We start from the raw sequence: 16,091 nt of genomic DNA on the forward strand, positions 1-16,091 counted from the left end.
GGCGCCGGCTCGGGCGGTCGTGGCGCTGGTGGCGGTGACGCTCGCCGCCTCGGCCGGGTGCGTGCCCGGGACGGTCGACGACGGGGCGACGGTCGTCGCGACCGCCGAGGCGTCGCTCGGTGCAGCCGCGCAGGCGCCGGAGAGCGCGAGCGCGGACGCGGCGGACACCACCGCGGGGACCGGTGCCGCCTCGTCGTCCGGGGAGCGCTACCGCGTCGTCGACCCGGGGACCGGTGAGGCGGTCGTCCGCGAGGACGCGCCCGCGCCGCCCGCTCCCGCGTACGCGGCCGCCGTCACCCCGATCACGCCCGAGCTCGCGGCGCGCATGCACGCGTCCTGGCGCCCGGGCTGCCCGGTGCCCCTCGAGGACCTCCGGTACGTCACCGTCACCCACCACGACATGGCCGGCGGCGTCGCGACCGGCGAGCTCGTCGTCCACGCCGACGTCGCCGCCGGGCTCGTCGAGGTCTTCCGCACCCTCTTCGACGCCGGATTCCCGATCGCCTCGATGCGGCTCGTCGACGACTTCGGCGCCGACGACGACGCGTCGATGGCAGCCGACAACACCTCGGCGTTCAACTGCCGGGCCGTCACCGGCGGGTCCAGCTGGTCGGAGCACTCCTACGGACGGGCGATCGACGTCAACCCGGTCGAGAACCCGTACGTGCGCGGGTCGACCGTCCTGCCGCCCGCGGGTGCGGCGTTCGTCGGCCGGCCCGTCGCGCCCGGCGTCATCCTCGACGGCGACGTCGTCGTGCAGGCGTTCGCCGCGCACGGCTGGCAGTGGGGCGGGCACTGGACGAGCCCGAAGGACTACCAGCACTTCTCGACGACGGGCCGCTGACCGCGCGTTGCTAGCGTCGACCCGGTGACCCGACCCCGGTGCGCCCGATGAGCGACGTCCTCGACCGGCTGCGCCGCCACCCCGACCTCGAGGCGCCGAACCTCTTCGCCGTCGACGCGACCGACCGGCTGGTGCTCGACGAGGCGGCGCAGGCGCTCGCGGACGCGGCGGACGGGACGGTGGCCGTGATCGGCGACCGCTACGGTGCGCTGACGCTCGGCGCGATCGCCCGGCACGGCGTCACCGGCGTCCGCACGCACCAGGACCGGCTGACGGGCGAGCGCGCGCTGCACGGGAACGCCGAGCGGCTGGGCCTCGGCGGCTTCACGTCGCACGGCCTGACCCCCGACCTCGTCGCCGGGGCGCGGGTCGTGCTGCTGCAGCTGCCGCGGTCGCTGGACGCGCTCGACGAGGTGGCGGCGCTCGTCGCGGCGCACGCCGACCCGTCGGTCGTCGTCGTGGCCGGCGGACGGGTCAAGCACATGACGACCGCGATGAACGACGTGCTCGGCCGGCACCTCGGGACCGTCGAGGCGCGGCTCGCGCGGCAGAAGTCGCGGGTGCTCGTCGCGTCGGCCCCGCGCGCGGCCCACGACCGGCCGACGCGGCGGTGGCCCGAGCGCGCGGAGCACCCGGACCTCGGCCTCACCGTGTGCGCGCACGGCGGCGCGTTCGCCGGCACGGGCGTCGACATCGGGACGCGGGCGCTGCTGGCTCACCTCGACGCCGTCGAGCCGACCACGGGCACGGCGGTGGACCTCGGCTGCGGCACGGGCGTGCTGGCCGTGGCGCTCGCCCGCCTCCGACCCGGACTGGCCGTCACGGCGACCGACGAGTCCGCGGCGGCCGTCGCGTCGGCGCGTGCGACCGTCGACGCGAACGGCGTCGGCGTCCACGTGCGCGTCACCCGCGCGGTCGGCACCGAGGGCATCCCCGACGCGAGCGCCGACCTCGTCCTGCTCAACCCGCCGTTCCACGTCGACGCCACCGTGCACCCGGGCGTCGCGCGGGCGCTGTTCTCCGACGCCGCACGCGTGCTGCGGCCGGGCGGGCAGCTGTGGGCGGTGTGGAACTCGCACCTGCGCTACCGCCCGACGCTCGAGCAGGTCGTCGGGCCGACGCGGCAGGCCGGGCGCGACCCGAAGTTCACGGTGACGGTCTCGACCCGACGCTGACAACGCAGCCGGCGGCGTCGGTCACGCCCGCGTCGGCCGACCCGACGCGTCCCAGCCCAGCTGCTCGTGCAGCCACCGGTCGACCTCGGCGACGTAGCGGCGCACCGCGGCGACCACCTCGGCGGACGGCACGCCCTGCACCACCGCCTCGCCCCACGGCGAGCCGACGGACCACGTCCCGTCGTCCGCGCGGCGCAGCCACAGGAGGTCCTCCTCCACGGTGTCCATGGCGTCGTACGCGAGAGGAACTCGCCGACGTCCTCCGCTGCGACGAGGAGCCGCAGGTGGTCGACGTCGATCCGCAGGGTGCCGTCGCACGAGGGCGTCGGGTCCCGTCCGTCCACGGGCCGAGCCTCGCACAGGAGTCGCGGGGCATACCGGTGGACGCCCGTCACGCCGCCCGCCGCGGCTCTGGGACACTTCCCCCATGACCTCGCCCGTCGACGCCTCCGCGCGCGTCCGCCTCGCCGACGTCACCCCGTCCATCGCCCTCGGGCCGCTCGACGGGCGCTACCGCCCGGCCGTGGCGCCGCTGGTGGACCACCTGTCGGAGGCGGCGCTGAACCGGGCGCGCATCGAGGTCGAGGTCGAGTGGGTCATCCACCTGACCGACCACGGAGTCGTGCCGGGCGCGCCGGAGCTGGCGCCGGACGAGCAGGAGTACCTGCGCGACGTCGTCGCGACGTTCGGCGCGGACGAGATCGCGGAGCTCGCGGAGATCGAGCGCACGACGGTCCACGACGTGAAGGCCGTCGAGTACTTCCTCAAGCGCCGCATCGCCGCCGCGCCCGACGCGCTGCGCGCCGACACCGTGCTGCCGCAGGTCAACGAGCTCGTGCACTTCGCGCTCACCAGCGAGGACGTGAACAACCTGTCGTACGCGCTCATGGTGCGCGGCGCCGTGCGCGAGGTCTGGTTCCCGGCCGCGGTCGCGCTCGTCGACGAGGTCGCGGCGATGGCGGTGGAGCACGCGGCCCGCCCGATGCTCGCGCTCACGCACGGCCAGCCGGCCACGCCGACGACGCTCGGCAAGGAGCTCGCGGTCCTCGCGCACCGCCTGCGCCGCCAGCTGCGCCGCATCGAGGGCGACGAGTTCCTCGGCAAGCTCAACGGCGCGACCGGCACGTACGGCGCGCACCTGGCGGCGGTGCCGGACGCGGACTGGCAGCTCGTCTCGCGGACCTTCGTCGAGCACCTGGGTCTGACGTGGAACCCGCTGACCACGCAGATCGAGTCGCACGACTGGCAGGCCGAGCTCTACGCCGACGTCGCGCGCTTCAACCGGGTGCTGCACAACCTCGCCACCGACGTCTGGACCTACATCAGCCGGGGCGTGTTCACGCAGATCCCGGTGGCCGGCGCCACGGGCAGCTCGACGATGCCGCACAAGGTCAACCCGATCCGCTTCGAGAACGCCGAGGCGAACCTCGAGCTCTCGTCCGCGCTGCTCGACACCCTCGCCGCGACGCTCGTGACGAGCCGGCTGCAGCGCGACCTCACCGACTCCACCACGCAGCGCAACATCGGCCCCGCGTTCGGGCACTCCCTGCTCGCCATCGACAACGTGCGCCGCGGCCTGCGGGCCCTGGCCGTCGACGACGCCCTGCTCGCGCGCGAGCTCGACGAGAACTGGGAGGTCCTCGGCGAGGCGGTCCAGTCGGCGATGCGCGCGGCCTCGGTCGCGGGCGTCGAGGGGATGGAGAACCCGTACGAGCGGCTCAAGGAGCTGACCCGCGGACGGCGGCTCACGGCGGACGACATGCGGACGTTCGTCGCGGGCCTCGGGCTGCCCGCCGACGTGGCCGAGCGCCTCGCCGCACTGACGCCGGGCACGTACACCGGACTGGCGACCCAGCTCGTCGCCCACCTGGACCAGTAGGCCGCCCGGATCCTCCGGGGTCGCCCGGATCGTCCCCCGTTCGCCTCACCCGAAGGGAGCAACGGGGGCCTCGCGGGTGGGAGCGCGCACACCGGAGACCGCGCAAACCTGGACATGTGCCCTGTTGCGGGTCAGAATCGGACGCGTCCGTCGGAACCCTCCCCTCCTCCGATCCGGCAAGGAAGCCCGCCCGTGACTCTGATGCAGAAGGCGATCACGCCCGCGCTCACCCAGGCGCACCTCACGCAGGGCCATGACCGCATCGCCGGCTACGTGGTCCGCGCCGAGGACGTCGCGTTCGCCACGACCCCCGCGCAGCTGTTCGAGGTCCACGGCCTGGGGTACCCCGGGTCCCCCTTCAGCCCGTACGACCGGTACATCGACATCCTGCGGTTCGAGTCCTCGCCGCAGCTGCAGTACCGCGACGTGCCCGGCTACATCGTCCCGCTGTGGTGGCTGCGCCACTCCCGCATCCCCCCGGGCGCCGAGCTCATCCGCGTGCACGACGACGGCTCGTCGACGCTGCTCGCGCGGTACGGCGACGTCGGCACCGGCTGGACGGTCACGCAGCTCGGTGCGCCGCGCCCGGCCCTCGCGTCGCTGTCGCGGTGCGTCGGCCCGGTCGCGAAGTGGCACGGTGCGTACCTCGAGGCGGACGTCGTCGACGGCGGGCACACGGTCGTGCTCGCGCTGGCGAACCCGCCGCTCGCCGAGACGGGCTTCCACCAGTCGCCGTCGGGCCGCTGGTACCGCCGTGTCGCACGCGAGGACGTCACCGAGCTGTTCGAGCTCGACCTGACGGCCCGGTGGAACGGGCTGTCGGTCCGGGTCGTGGACCAGTGGCAGGACGCGCAGCGGTACGTCGTGGCGCGCATCTCGCACCTGGGCGACGACATCGAGCGTGCCGAGCGCCTGCACCTCGAGCGCGTCGAGGCGGGCGTGTACGAGGCGATCGTCTACGCGGCCGAGCTCACGGACATCCAGACCAACCAGGTCGTCCCGCACACGTGGGCGCCCGGGCCCGCCGCGCAGCAGCGGCACTGGGCGCACTCCTGATCGCACCCACGTCGATCTGGACGAATGGACGGAAACTCTCCCATCTCGCGTCCAGATCCACTACGATCGAGGTGCACCGGCACGGACAGCGCTTCACGAGCCTCCGCGCCGACGTCAGCCCCCTGAGCGGCTGACCCCGGAACCGCACCGGGCCTGGTCCTCCCCCCCGACCAGGCCCGGTGCGCTTTTTCGTGCCGGCGCCGACCTCGCCGGTCCCGGTCCCGCCGACGTCCCCGTCCCGCCGGGACGGGGACCGACTCCCCGGTGCGAGCGACCCCGGACCTGGTCAGCACCCGGGCGCCGCGATCCTGACCAGGTCCGGGGTCACCGGGCGGAACACCCCGGCGACGGTCCGACCGGTGACGTGGGAACCACGGCGAACCCGGAGTTCTCCCCGCGACAGGGGCTCATGACGCGGACAACCCCGGGTTCGTCGGCGCTGGGCGCTGCCGGGTCCGCCGTGAGGCCGTCAGCCCGGCAGTCGCCGGACATCACGGGGGTCGCGACGGCGGTGCCGACCTCGGGGCGTCGGCCGGTGTCAGCGGGTCGCGACGGCGGTCCCGACGTCCGGGACGTCGACGGCGGCGAGCTCCGCCAGGGCGGCCGCGTAGGCGGCGACGTCCCCGACGCGGGCGGCCGCGCGCGCGGCGACCGTGGGTCCGTGCAGCTGCGAGCGGACCTTGCGACGCAGCGACCGTGCCCGGCGCTCGTCGCGGACGTCCTCGCCGAGCGCGTCGAGCGCGGTCTCGAGCGCACCGAGCACGCGGGTGCGCTCGGCGACGACCGCGGGGTCCCAGTCGCGGACGCGGCGGTCGGCCTCGAACTCGGCGGCGGCCTGCTCGACGAGGTCGCGCGCGCGCTCGAGCGCCGCGTGCTCGGCGGGGGCGTGCTCGGCGACGGACTGCAGCGACACCAGCTCGACACCCGGGAGGGTGCGCACGTCCGGGTCGACGTCGTGGCGCAGCGCGAGGTCGACGAGCGTGAGGGGGCGGGTCTCCCCGCGGCGGGCGGCCGCGAGGGCGTCGGCACCGAGGACCGCGCCCGCGGCGCCGCTGCACGCCACCACGAGGTCGACGTCGCGCAGCTCGGCGAGCAGGTCGGCGCCGGCGGGCAGCGCGCGCACCCCGCGGGAGGCCGCGAACGGCCCGGCCCGGCCGCTGGCGGAGTACACGCGCACGTCCCGCACGCCGCGGGCCTTGAGCGCGGCGAGGCTGGCGCCCGCGTAGGAGCCCGTGCCGACGAGGATGCAGCGCACGCCCGCCCAGTCGGCGGCGCCGTCGCGCTGCGGCAGCGTCCGCTCGGCGAGGTCGAGGGCGACCCCGACGACGGACCGGCCCGTCGCGCCGAGCCCCGTGGCGGTCTCGACGGCCCGCGACGCGCGCGAGGCCGCTTGGAACAGGGCCTCGAGCGTCGAGGTCGTCGTGCCGTCCTGGCGGGCGCTCGTCAGGGCGCGGCGCACCTGCCCGGCGATCTCCCGCTCCCCCACGACCATCGACTCCAGCCCCGACGCCACGGCGAACAGGTGCTCGCTCGCGTCGGTGCCGGTCAGCGGGCGCAGGTGCTCGGCGACCTCGGCGGGGTCGTAGCCGGAGCGCACCGCGACGGCCTCGGCGACGACGCGGCGGGCGTCGGGGGTGTGCGCGACGTCGTCGACGTCCAGGTACAGCTCGAACCGGTTGCACGTCGCGAGCACGACGGCACCGGTGACGGACGGGGTCGCGGCCACGAGCTCCTTGCCGACGGCGTGGACGTCGGACTGCAGGCGCTCCAGGACGGTGAGGTCGAGGTCGTGGTGGCTCGCGACGAGGGACAGCAGCACCACGTGCTCGATTCAATCATCCCGGGAATTGTCCGGCACAATCGATCGCGTGAGTCTTTCAGCACACCATCCGCTCGTCGACGGGCGCACCACCGATTCGCCGCTCGTGACGGCGTATTCCGGCCGCCGCCCGGAGCGGCTCCCGGTGTGGTTCATGCGTCAGGCCGGCCGCTCCCTGCCCGAGTACCGGGAGGTGCGGGCCGGCATCCCGATGCTCGACTCGTGCCTCGACCCGGACCTCGCGTCCGAGATCACGCTGCAGCCGGTCCGCCGGCACGGCGTCGACGCGGCCGTCTTCTTCTCGGACATCGTGGTGCCGCTCAAGCTCGTCGGCGTGGACGTCGAGATCCGCTCCGGCGTCGGTCCCGTCATGGGCTCGCCCGTCCGGACCGCGGACGACGTCGCACGCCTGCGCGACCTGGGCCCGCTGACGCCCGAGCGTCTCGCCCCGGTCAGCGCCGGTGTGGAGAGGACCGTCGCCGCGCTCGGCTCCACGCCGCTCGTCGGGTTCGCCGGGGCGCCGTTCACGCTGGCCGCGTACCTGGTCGAGGGCGGCCCGTCGCGCGACCACCTCGCCGCGCGCCGCCTCATGCACGCCGACCCGGCCACGTGGTCCGCGCTCATGGACTGGACCGCCGAGGTGACGGGCGCGTTCCTCGAGGCGCAGGTGCTCGCGGGCGCCAGCGCCGGGCAGCTCTTCGACTCGTGGGCGGGCGCGCTGTCGCTCGCCGACTACACGGCCCACTGCGCCCCGGCGTCCGGGAAGGTGCTGGCGCGGGCCCGCGCGCTCGGCGTGCCGGCCGTGCACTTCGGCGTCGCGACGGGCGAGCTGCTCGTCGCGATGCGGGACGCGGGTGCCGACGTCGTGGGCGTCGACTACCGGGTGCCGCTCGACGAGGCGTCCCGCCGGCTGGGCGGGACCACGCCCCTGCAGGGCAACGTCGACCCGGCGCTGCTGGGCGCCCCGTGGGACGTGCTGGAGGCGCACGTGCGGGACGTCGTCGAGCGCGGCCGGTCCGCCCCGGGGCACGTCGTGAACCTCGGCCACGGCGTCCCGCCGGAGACCGACCCGACCGTGCTGACCCGCGTCGTCGAGCTCGTCCACTCGCTGTGAGCGACGCGCCCCCGACGCCGGACCTCGGCGCGGACGGCGGCCCGACCTGGGACGTCGTCGTGGTCGGCGCCGGCGTGGCGGGCCTGGTCGCCGCCCGCGACCTCCTCCGGGCGGGGCTGCGGGTCGTGCTCGTGGACGGGCGGGACGCGCCCGGCGGGGCGGTGCGCGGGCACGACGTCGCCGGGCTGCGCCTGGACGCGGGCGCCGAGTCGTTCGCGACGCGCGGCGGGGCGGTCGCGGCGCTGCTCGGCGAGCTGGGGCTCGGCGACGACGTCGTCACGCCCGAGCCCCGCGGCGCGTGGGTGCACCTGACCAGCGGGGACGGCCCCCTGCCCCGCACCGGGCTGCTGGGGGTGCCGGCCGACCCGCTGGCGGTGGACGTGCGCCGGACGCTCGGCACCCGGGGCGCGCTGCGGGCCGCGCTCGACCTCGTGCTGCCCGCCCGCGTGGGCGCGCGGGCCACGACCTTCGGCGCGCTCGTGCGAGCGCGGATGGGCGACGCCGTCGCGGACCGCCTCGTGCACCCCGTGGTCGGCGGCGTGCACGCGGCCGACCCGGACGACCTCGCCACCGACACCGTCGCCCCCGGCCTGACGGCCGCACGCGCCGCGGCGGGTGGCTCGCTGGCCCGCGCCGTCCGGGCGCTGCGCGCGTCCGCCCCCGCGGGCAGCGCCGTCCAGGGCCTGGCCGGCGGCATCCACCGGCTCGTCGACGCGCTCGTCGCCGACGTGACGGGCCACGGCGGCGTCGTGCTCACCCGGACCCGGGCCACGGCGCTGACCCGCGACGACGGCGGCGGGCTCTCGGTCGTCACCGAGCCGGCCGGAACCACCACGACGGGCGACGCGCGCACGCTGCGCACGGCCCGCGTCCTGCTGGCGACGCCGCAGGCCCCGGCGCTGCTGGCCGGGCTGGACGACGTCGACGTGGGCACCGTGGCCGTCGACGACGGCGTGCCGGTCACCCTCGTGACGCTCGTGCTCGACGCGCCCGCGCTCGACGCGGCGCCGCGCGGCACGGGCGTGCTGGTCGGGCCGGGCGTCACGGACGTGACGGCCAAGGCGCTGACGCACGCGACCGCGAAGTGGGGCTGGCTGGCCCGCACCGCCCCGGCCGGCCGGCACGTGGTGCGGCTCTCGTTCGGGAGGGCGTCGGCGGCGCACGCGGCCGACGGCACCCCGCCGGCGGACGCGCTGCTCGACGTCGCCCTGGCCGACGCGGCCACGCTGCTGGGCGTCCCGCTGCCCGCCGACGCGCTGGTGGGGCACGCGGTGGTCCGGTGGACGCAGTCGCTCCCCCGCCCGAGCGCGGCGCACCGGGAGGCCGTCGCGGCGGTCCGCGCGGCCGTGGCGCAGGTGCCCGGGGTGGCCGTCTGCGGTGCGTGGGCGGCGGGCACCGGGCTGGCGTCGGTCGTGCCGGACGCGCGCGCGGCGGCCGCCGCCCTGCTCGACGACGCGGGGCCGGTCACGGCCGGGCCGGACGGGCCGCCCGAGCAGAATTGACGCGAGGAAAGGGCGCCCTTACTTTTCCGGTGGGCGGCTACCTCGCTTCTGTGACGCGGTCCTGACGCATTGTCAGCACATTTCCGCGGCGGTGTGACGGGGTCCTGACGCATTGTCAGGACGCCCGCCCGAGAATTGTGAGAAGGGGCACCGCGAGGCCCCGCGGCTTCGACATCGCCGCCCACCGGGACGAGACTGGGACCATGCCCCAGCACGTCCGCGTCGGTACCCGTGCGAGCGTGCTCGCGCTCACCCAGACCGGGCACGTCGCCGACGCGCTCGCCGACCTCGCCGACCTCACGGTCGAGACGGTGCGCGTGCGCACCGAGGGCGACCGCGTCTCGGCGCCGCTGGCGTCCCTCGGCGGGACCGGGGTCTTCGTCACCGCGCTGCGCGACGCCCTGCTCGAGGAGCGCTGCGACGTCGCGGTGCACTCCCTCAAGGACCTGCCGACGGCCGACGCCGACGGACTGACCGTGGCGGCCGTGCCCGTGCGGCAGGACCCTCGCGACGCGCTGTGCGCGCGTGACGGCCTCACGCTCGCCACGCTCCCGCCGGGTGCGAAGGTCGGCACCGGCTCGCCGCGACGCGCCGCCCAGCTGCGCGCGCAGCGCCCCGACCTCGCGGTCGTCGACATCCGGGGCAACGTCGACACCCGCCTGCGCCGGGTGCGCGGGGCGGTGCCCGTCGAGGGGGCGGCGCCCGCACCGACGGCCACCCCGGCGGTGTCCACGACGAGCGGGTCGCCCGTGGGCGACCTCGACGCCGTCGTGCTCGCCGCCGCGGGCCTCGCACGGCTCGGCCGCCTCGACGCCGCGACCGAGCTGTTCGCCCCCGACGTGCTGCTGCCCGCACCCGGGCAGGGCGCCCTGGCCGTCGAGGTGCGCGCCGCCGACGCGATCGGCGACGCCCCGCTCGCGCAGGCGCTGCGCGCCCTCGACGACGTGCCGACCCGGCGCGCGGTGGTCGCCGAGCGCGCGGTGCTCGCGCGGCTCGAGGCGGGCTGCGCGGCCCCCATCGGCGCGTGGGGCGTGCTCGGCGCGGACGGCACCCTGACGCTCGACGCCACGGTCGTCGCCGTCGACGGCGCGCGGTCCCTGCGCCGCCGGACGAGCGGCCCGGTCCGCAGCGACGACGACGCGCGCGCGCTCGGCCGGGCGCTGGCGGAGGAGCTCCTCGACGCCGGCGCCGCCGACCTGGCCCCGCTCGGGACGTCGTCGTGACGCACCCGCCCGCGGGCGGCGCCGCGGACGGCGGCAGCCCGGCCGCCCACCCGCTCGCGGGTCTGCGCGTGCTCGTCCCGCGCCCGCCCCTCGACGGCCCGGGCGACGGTGCGCCGAGCCCCGCCGCCATCGCGCTGCGCGCCGCGGGCGCCGACCCCGTCGTCGTCCCCCTGGTGCGCACGGTCCCGCTCGACGACCTCACGGTGCTCGACGACGCGCTGCTCGCGCTCGGCGCCGGCTGGTACGGCTGGCTGGCCGTCACGAGCCAGGCCGCGGTGGCGGTGCTCGCGGACCGTGCGGCGGCGACCGACGAGGGCCTGCCCGCGCTCGTCGCCCGGGGCGGGGCCCGCGTCGCCGCCGTCGGCCCGGGCACCCGCCGGGCGCTGGAGGCCGTGGGCGTGCCGGTCGACGTCGTCCCGCCGGTCCGCTCGACCGCCGTCGACCTGGTCGCCGCCTGGCCGGCCGTGCCCCGGGTCGAGACGGGCCCGGACGGCTCCCCGGCCGGCGCGGGCGCGCGCGTGCTCTTCCCGCGCGGCGACCTCGCCGCGTCCACGCTCGCCGACGGCCTGGCCGCCGCCGGCTGGTCCGTCGACGACCCGGTCGTCTACCGCACGGTGCCGGCCGGCCCGCCCGAGCCGGAGGTCGCGCGGGCCTGGGCGTCCGGCGAGGTCGACGCGGTGCTGCTCACGTCCGCGAGCACCGTCCGCGCGCTCGTCGACCACCTCGGGCCGCCGCGGCCCGGCACCCGCGTCGCCGTGATCGGCCCCAGCACGGCCGCCGAGGCCGAGCGACTCGGCCTGCACGTCGACGCGGTGGCCGAGCAGCAGACCCTCTTCGGCCTCGTCGACGCCCTCGCCGGCGTCGTCGCGGGCACCACCCCCACCCACCGGGAGGACACCCCGTGACCACCCCGACCACCGACGGCACCCCGGCACCGGCCGGGCCCGCCACCGCCGACCCCACCGCCGCCGGCGGGTACACCGCGGGCCGCCACCGGCCGCGTCGCCTGCGGCGCACGACGGCGGTGCGCCGGCTCGTCGCGCAGACACGCCTGCACCCCGCGGACCTCGTCCTGCCGGTCTTCGTCCGCGAGGGCCTCGACGCCCCGCGCGAGATCGCGTCGATGCCCGGCGTCCAGCAGCACACGCGCGACTCGTTGCGGCGGGAGGTCGCCCGCGCGGCCGAGGCCGGCGTCGGCGGCGTCATGCTCTTCGGCGTCCCGCAGCACCGCGACGCGACCGGCTCGCAGGCGACGGACCCGGACGGCGTCCTCAACGTCGCGATCGCGGACGTGGTCGGGGAGGTCGGGGACGCGCTCGTCGTGCAGGCCGACCTGTGCCTCGACGAGTTCACGGACCACGGCCACTGCGGCGTGCTCACCCCGGCGGGTGCCGTGGACAACGACGCGACCCTGGCGCGGTACGCGGCCATGGCGCTCGCGCAGGCCGACGCCGGCGCCCACCTCGTCGGCCTGTCGGGGATGATGGACGGCCAGACCGCGGTGGTGCGCGACGCGCTCGACGCGGCCGGTCACACCGACGTCTCCGTCCTCGCGTACGCCGCCAAGTACGCGTCGGCGTTCTACGGCCCGTTCCGCGAGGCCGTCGACTCCCAGCTGTCGGGCGACCGCCGCACGTACCAGATGGACTCCGCGAACCGCCGCGAGGCGCTGCGCGAGGTCGCGATCGACGTGGACGAGGGCGCGGACGTCGTCATGGTGAAGCCCGCCATGTCGTACCTCGACGTGCTCGCGGACGTCGCCGCGACGTCCCCGGTGCCCGTGTGGGCGTACCAGGTGTCCGGCGAGTACGCGATGATCGAGGCCGCCGCGGCGAACGGGTGGATCACCCGCAGGGGTGCGATCACCGAGTCCGTGCTCAGCATCCGCCGGGCCGGTGCCGATGCGGTCCTGACGTACTGGGCGACGGAGCTGGCCGGCTGGCTGGCGGAGGAGCGGTGATGACCCAGCTCGAGCACGAGCCCGGCACGGACGAGCCGAACGACTACCCGCCCCCGCACGACGCGGCCGCCCCCACGGACGCCCCCGCCGACGGCTGGGAGACCCGCAGCGACGACGCGTTCGCGCACGCGCAGGCGGTCATCCCCGGCGGCGTGAACTCCCCCGTCCGCGCCTTCGGCTCGGTGGGCGGCACGCCGCGGTTCGTCGCCTCCGCGTCGGGCCCGTACCTGACGGACGTCGACGGGCGCGAGTACGTCGACCTGGTGATGTCGTGGGGTCCGGCGCTGCTGGGCCACGCGCACCCCGAGGTCGTCGCCGCCGTCCAGGAGGCCGCCGCCCGAGGTCTCGGGTTCGGGGCCCCGACGGCGACCGAGGTCGAGCTCGTCGACGAGATCCGCCGCCGCGTGCCCGCTGCCGAGCGCGTGCGTCTCGTCTCGACCGGAACCGAGGCCGCGATGACGGCGGTGCGGCTCGCGCGCGGCGCCACGGGCCGCGACACGGTCGTCAAGTTCGCCGGCTGCTACCACGGGCACGTCGACGGGCTGCTGGCGTCGGCCGGCTCAGGCGTCGCCACGCTCGCGCTGCCCGGCTCGGCGGGCGTCACCGCCGCGACGGCCGCGGAGACGATCGTGCTGCCGTACAACGACCTCGACGCGGTCGAGGCGGCGTTCGCCGAGCACGGCGACTCCATCGCCGCGGTGCTCACCGAGGCGGCGCCCGCGAACATGGGCGTCGTCCCGCCGCTGCCGGGCTTCAACGCCGGGCTGCGCCGGATCACGCGCGAGCACGGTGCGCTGCTGGTCCAGGACGAGGTGCTGACGGGGTTCCGCGTCGGCCCCGGTGGCTGGTGGGGCCTCGAGGGCCGCGCCGAGGGCTGGGAGCCGGACCTGCTCATGTTCGGCAAGGTGGTGGGCGGCGGTCTGCCGGTCGCGGCCGTGGCCGGCCGGGCCGAGGTCATGGACCTGCTCGCGCCGCTCGGCCCCGTCTACCAGGCGGGCACGCTCTCGGGTAACCCCGTGGCGACCGCGGCGGGCCTGGCCACGCTGCGCCTCGCGGACGCGGAGGCGTACGCGCGCGTCGACGCCGCCTCGGCCTACCTGCGGCGGGCCGTCACGGCCGCGCTCGCCGAGGCCGGCGTCCCGCACGCGCTGCAGTGGGCGGGCAACCTGTTCAGCGTCGTGTTCGGCGAGAAGGCGGCCGCCGAGGGCGCGCGCGACTACGCCGCCGTGCAGGCGAGCGAGCACTGGCGGTACGCGCCGTTCTTCCACGCGCTGCTCGACGCGGGCGTGTACGCGCCGCCGTCGGCCTTCGAGGCGTGGTTCGTCTCGGCCGCGCACGACGAGGCCGCGCTCGACCGCATCGTCGACGCCCTCCCCGGTGCGGCCCGCGCCGCGGCGGAGGCGACTCCCCCGGCCTGACGTCCGGCCCGTGCACGACGACGCCCCCGCCGGTGACCGGCGGGGGCGTCGCTGCGAGCGGGTCAGGCGGTGGGGCCGGCCACCGGCGTGGGCTCGGGGGTCTGCTCGGCCTCGGCGCGCTGGGCGGCGAGGTCGTTGCGGTAGGCGCGGACGGACCAGACCACCGCGGCGACCCAGACCAGCGCGATCGCCGCGAGCGTGAGGCCCTCGGCGGGCGTGCCCTTCCAGCCCACCCAGTCGGACCGGATGATCGTGCGGGTGTTCGTCAGCACGATGACGCCGCCGACGGCCGACCCGAGCACGCGGCCGGGCACGTGCCGGACGAGCCACGCGGCGAGGGGCGCCGCGATCAGGCCGCCGACGAGCAGCGCCGCGACCCACGCGAAGCTGATGCCCTGCGAGCCGAGCGCGACCAGGAAGCCGAGGCTCGCGGCGAGCGCGACGAGGAACTCCGAGGTGTCGATGGAGCCCACGACCTTGCGGGGCTCGAGCCGCCCGGACGCGAGCAGAGCGGGGGTGCCGACCGGGCCCCAGCCGCCGCCACCGGTCGCGTCGACGAACCCGGCGAACAGGCCGAGCGGCGCGAGGAACCGCTTGCGCAGCGGCAGGCCCTGACGGTCCGTGCGCAGGCCCTTGAGGGTGAAGCGCACGAGCAGGTAGACGCCCAGGCCGAGCAGGATCAGCGACATGACCGGCCCGGCGGACTCCGTCGAGAGGTTCGACAGGAACGTCGCACCGGCGAACGCGCCGACGGCACCGGGCACGCCGACCCGCAGGACGACCTTCCAGTCGACGTTGCCGAACTTCCAGTGCGAGACGCCGGAGGCGAGCGTCGTGCCGATCTCCGCCAGGTGCACCGTGGCCGACGCGGCCGCGGGGTTGGTGCCGATGGCGAGCAGCAGCGTCGTGGACGTGACGCCGTACGCCATGCCGAGCGCTCCGTCGACGAGCTGCGCGGCGAGCCCCACGAGGGCCAGGAGGATGAAGGAGGAGGGCACGGACAACCACCTCGGGCAGGCGGCCGACGCCGTGGCGTCGGTCGAGGAGTCGGAGGGACGCGGGCGCCCCCGGGGCAGTCCCGATAATTCCGACCCGCTTGCTCGCCTTTCAACAGGCGGTCACATGGTGGACACCCGTTCCAGCCCGCGGACCGGGGGCGATCAGGGGTTGTGCCAGGCGTCCTCGCGCGCCGCGAGCGCGTGCACCGCGTCCGGCAGGTCGCCGGCGACGAGGTCGGCGAGCGTCACGACGTCGAGGACGTCGCGGACCGACGCGCGCAGCGCGACCCACACCTCGAGCAGCGAGCGGGCCGACCCCTCGTAGGTGAGCGCCGGCGGGCGCACGTCGCGCACGGTGACGAGCGGGCCGTCGACCGCGCGGATGACGTCGGCGAGCGTGATCTCCGCAGCCGGCCGCGCCAGCTGGTACCCGCCCGAGCGGCCCCGGACGCTCGTCACGACGCCGCCGCGCCGCAGGTCGCCGAGGATGCGCTCGAGGAAGCTCGTCGGGATGTCCTGCCCCGCGGCGAGCACGTCCGTGGGGACGGAGTCCCCGGCCGGACGGGTCGCGAGCTCCGCGCACGCCCGCACCGCATAGTCCGCCTTCGCCGAGACCCGCATGCCGTCCATCATCCCGGATCCGTCCCACGATCCGGGACGACGGCACTCCGGCGGGACCGAGGTCCCGCCGCGCGGAATACCCCCGGGGGGTACCGTGTTGGCGTGGACATGAGCGAGACGACGACCCCGGCGACCGCCGCCGCGCCCGGCGTGCACGAGCACCCGCAGGCGCCGCACGGCTACACACCCGCCAAGGACGACTACCTCAAGCGGCTGCGCCGCATCGAGGGCCAGGTGCGCGGCATCGCGCGGATGGTCGACGAGGACACGTACTGCATCGACGTCCTCACGCAGATCTCCGCCGTCACCAAGGCCCTGCAGGCCGTGAGCATCGGCCTCGTCGAGGACCACCTCGCGCACTGCGTCGTCGACGCCGCCCGGCAGTCCCCCGACGCCGGCGCCGCCAAGGTCCGCGAGGCCGCCGACGCCATCGCGCGGCTCGTCCGCAGCTGACCCCACAGTCCCCGCGCGGCGGGACCCCG

15 protein-coding genes are annotated in these 16,091 nt (G+C 76.6%); 11 read left to right on the plus strand and 4 right to left on the minus strand.

The annotated features are described in order from the left end of the window. Positions 1 to 28: 28 nt before the first annotated feature. Positions 29 to 844: a M15 family metallopeptidase gene (locus tag FB586_RS01255; RefSeq protein WP_246036295.1), complete on the plus strand. Its 816-nt coding sequence runs from the start codon at positions 29 to 31 to the stop codon at positions 842 to 844. A 47-nt stretch (positions 845 to 891) separates the two neighbouring features. Then, entirely contained in the window at positions 892 to 2,019 is a 1,128-nt protein-coding gene (locus tag FB586_RS01260; protein ID WP_136517524.1) for a class I SAM-dependent methyltransferase, read from the plus strand. 21 nt (positions 2,020 to 2,040) lie between these two features. On the opposite strand, the gene FB586_RS20360 is transcribed toward FB586_RS01260, so the two are convergent. Next, entirely contained in the window at positions 2,041 to 2,505 is a 465-nt protein-coding gene (locus tag FB586_RS20360) for a DUF7878 domain-containing protein (protein WP_442319891.1), read from the minus strand. On the opposite strand from FB586_RS20360, the gene purB reads away from it, so the two are divergent. Together purB and FB586_RS01275 are read left to right on the plus strand one after the other, a co-directional pair. Then, positions 2,447 to 3,898 (plus strand): adenylosuccinate lyase, encoded by a 1,452-nt coding sequence (purB, locus tag FB586_RS01270; RefSeq protein ID WP_136517526.1) that lies wholly within the window; start codon positions 2,447 to 2,449, stop codon positions 3,896 to 3,898. The two genes, FB586_RS20360 and purB, sit on opposite strands and share 59 nt — an antisense overlap. Positions 3,899 to 4,099: 201 nt before the next feature. Continuing rightward, positions 4,100 to 4,954: a UCP033725 family protein gene (locus FB586_RS01275; RefSeq protein WP_230685282.1), complete on the plus strand. Its 855-nt coding sequence runs from the start codon at positions 4,100 to 4,102 to the stop codon at positions 4,952 to 4,954. 538 nt (positions 4,955 to 5,492) lie between these two features. Here FB586_RS01275 and FB586_RS01280 read toward each other — a convergent pair. Then, positions 5,493 to 6,776, minus strand: coding sequence for a glutamyl-tRNA reductase (locus FB586_RS01280; RefSeq protein ID WP_136517528.1), 1,284 nt, complete (start codon positions 6,774 to 6,776; stop codon positions 5,493 to 5,495). Positions 6,777 to 6,822: 46 nt separating this feature from the next. Here FB586_RS01280 and hemE point away from each other — a divergent pair, with 46 nt between their 5' ends. From hemE to hemL, 6 genes are all read left to right on the plus strand, one after another. Next, positions 6,823 to 7,887: a uroporphyrinogen decarboxylase gene (gene hemE, locus FB586_RS01285; protein WP_136517529.1), complete on the plus strand. Its 1,065-nt coding sequence runs from the start codon at positions 6,823 to 6,825 to the stop codon at positions 7,885 to 7,887. Further along, the gene (locus tag FB586_RS01290) at positions 7,884 to 9,389 is read left to right on the plus strand and encodes a protoporphyrinogen/coproporphyrinogen oxidase (protein WP_246036297.1); all 1,506 of its coding nucleotides are present in this window, start codon (positions 7,884 to 7,886) and stop codon (positions 9,387 to 9,389) included. The genes hemE and FB586_RS01290 overlap by 4 nt, the downstream gene beginning before the upstream one ends. 203 nt (positions 9,390 to 9,592) lie before the next feature. After that, entirely contained in the window at positions 9,593 to 10,612 is a 1,020-nt protein-coding gene (hemC, locus tag FB586_RS01295; protein ID WP_136517530.1) for a hydroxymethylbilane synthase, read from the plus strand. Then, positions 10,609 to 11,517 carry a uroporphyrinogen-III synthase gene (locus FB586_RS01300; protein ID WP_136517531.1) on the plus strand — a complete coding sequence of 303 codons (909 nt, stop codon included), beginning with the start codon at positions 10,609 to 10,611 and terminating at the stop codon, positions 11,515 to 11,517. Before hemC ends, FB586_RS01300 begins: the two co-directional genes overlap by 4 nt. Continuing rightward, positions 11,514 to 12,572: a porphobilinogen synthase gene (gene hemB / locus FB586_RS01305; RefSeq protein ID WP_136517532.1), complete on the plus strand. Its 1,059-nt coding sequence runs from the start codon at positions 11,514 to 11,516 to the stop codon at positions 12,570 to 12,572. The genes FB586_RS01300 and hemB overlap by 4 nt, the downstream gene beginning before the upstream one ends. Continuing rightward, positions 12,572 to 13,990 (plus strand): glutamate-1-semialdehyde 2,1-aminomutase, encoded by a 1,419-nt coding sequence (hemL, locus tag FB586_RS01310; RefSeq protein ID WP_136517533.1) that lies wholly within the window; start codon positions 12,572 to 12,574, stop codon positions 13,988 to 13,990. Before hemB ends, hemL begins: the two co-directional genes overlap by 1 nt. A gap of 62 nt (positions 13,991 to 14,052) precedes the next feature. Here hemL and FB586_RS01315 read toward each other — a convergent pair whose 3' ends face one another. Together FB586_RS01315 and FB586_RS01320 are read right to left on the minus strand one after the other, a co-directional pair. Further along, positions 14,053 to 14,919 (minus strand): sulfite exporter TauE/SafE family protein, encoded by an 867-nt coding sequence (locus tag FB586_RS01315; protein WP_246036468.1) that lies wholly within the window; start codon positions 14,917 to 14,919, stop codon positions 14,053 to 14,055. Between the two features lie 231 nt (positions 14,920 to 15,150). Then, positions 15,151 to 15,609, minus strand: coding sequence for an RrF2 family transcriptional regulator (locus FB586_RS01320; RefSeq protein WP_136517534.1), 459 nt, complete (start codon positions 15,607 to 15,609; stop codon positions 15,151 to 15,153). Positions 15,610 to 15,717: 108 nt separating this feature from the next. Between FB586_RS01320 and FB586_RS01325 the strand changes: the two genes are divergently transcribed. Beyond that, entirely contained in the window at positions 15,718 to 16,062 is a 345-nt protein-coding gene (locus tag FB586_RS01325; RefSeq protein WP_168800456.1) for a metal-sensitive transcriptional regulator, read from the plus strand. Positions 16,063 to 16,091: the final 29 nt, after the last annotated feature.

The organism is Cellulomonas telluris (genome assembly GCF_004886325.1).
GTDB classification, from domain to species: Bacteria; Actinomycetota; Actinomycetes; order Actinomycetales; family Cellulomonadaceae; genus Cellulomonas; species Cellulomonas telluris.

Bases quoted from the DNA above. Each gene is read 5' to 3' on its own strand.
- hemC (WP_136517530.1), top strand. From the start codon at position 9,593: ATGCCCCAGCACGTCCGCGTCGGTACCCGTGCGAGCGTGCTCGCGCTC.
- FB586_RS01325 (WP_168800456.1), top strand. From the start codon at position 15,718: ATGAGCGAGACGACGACCCCGGCGACCGCCGCCGCGCCCGGCGTGCAC.
- FB586_RS01315 (WP_246036468.1), bottom strand. From the start codon at position 14,919: ATGGCGTACGGCGTCACGTCCACGACGCTGCTGCTCGCCATCGGCACC.
- FB586_RS01275 (WP_230685282.1), top strand. From the start codon at position 4,100: ATGCAGAAGGCGATCACGCCCGCGCTCACCCAGGCGCACCTCACGCAG.
- purB (WP_136517526.1), top strand. From the start codon at position 2,447: ATGACCTCGCCCGTCGACGCCTCCGCGCGCGTCCGCCTCGCCGACGTC.
- hemL (WP_136517533.1), top strand. From the start codon at position 12,572: ATGACCCAGCTCGAGCACGAGCCCGGCACGGACGAGCCGAACGACTAC.
- FB586_RS01320 (WP_136517534.1), bottom strand. From the start codon at position 15,609: ATGCGGGTCTCGGCGAAGGCGGACTATGCGGTGCGGGCGTGCGCGGAG.
- FB586_RS01260 (WP_136517524.1), top strand. From the start codon at position 892: ATGAGCGACGTCCTCGACCGGCTGCGCCGCCACCCCGACCTCGAGGCG.
- FB586_RS20360 (WP_442319891.1), bottom strand. From the start codon at position 2,505: ATGGACGGGGTGACGTCGGCGAGGCGGACGCGCGCGGAGGCGTCGACG.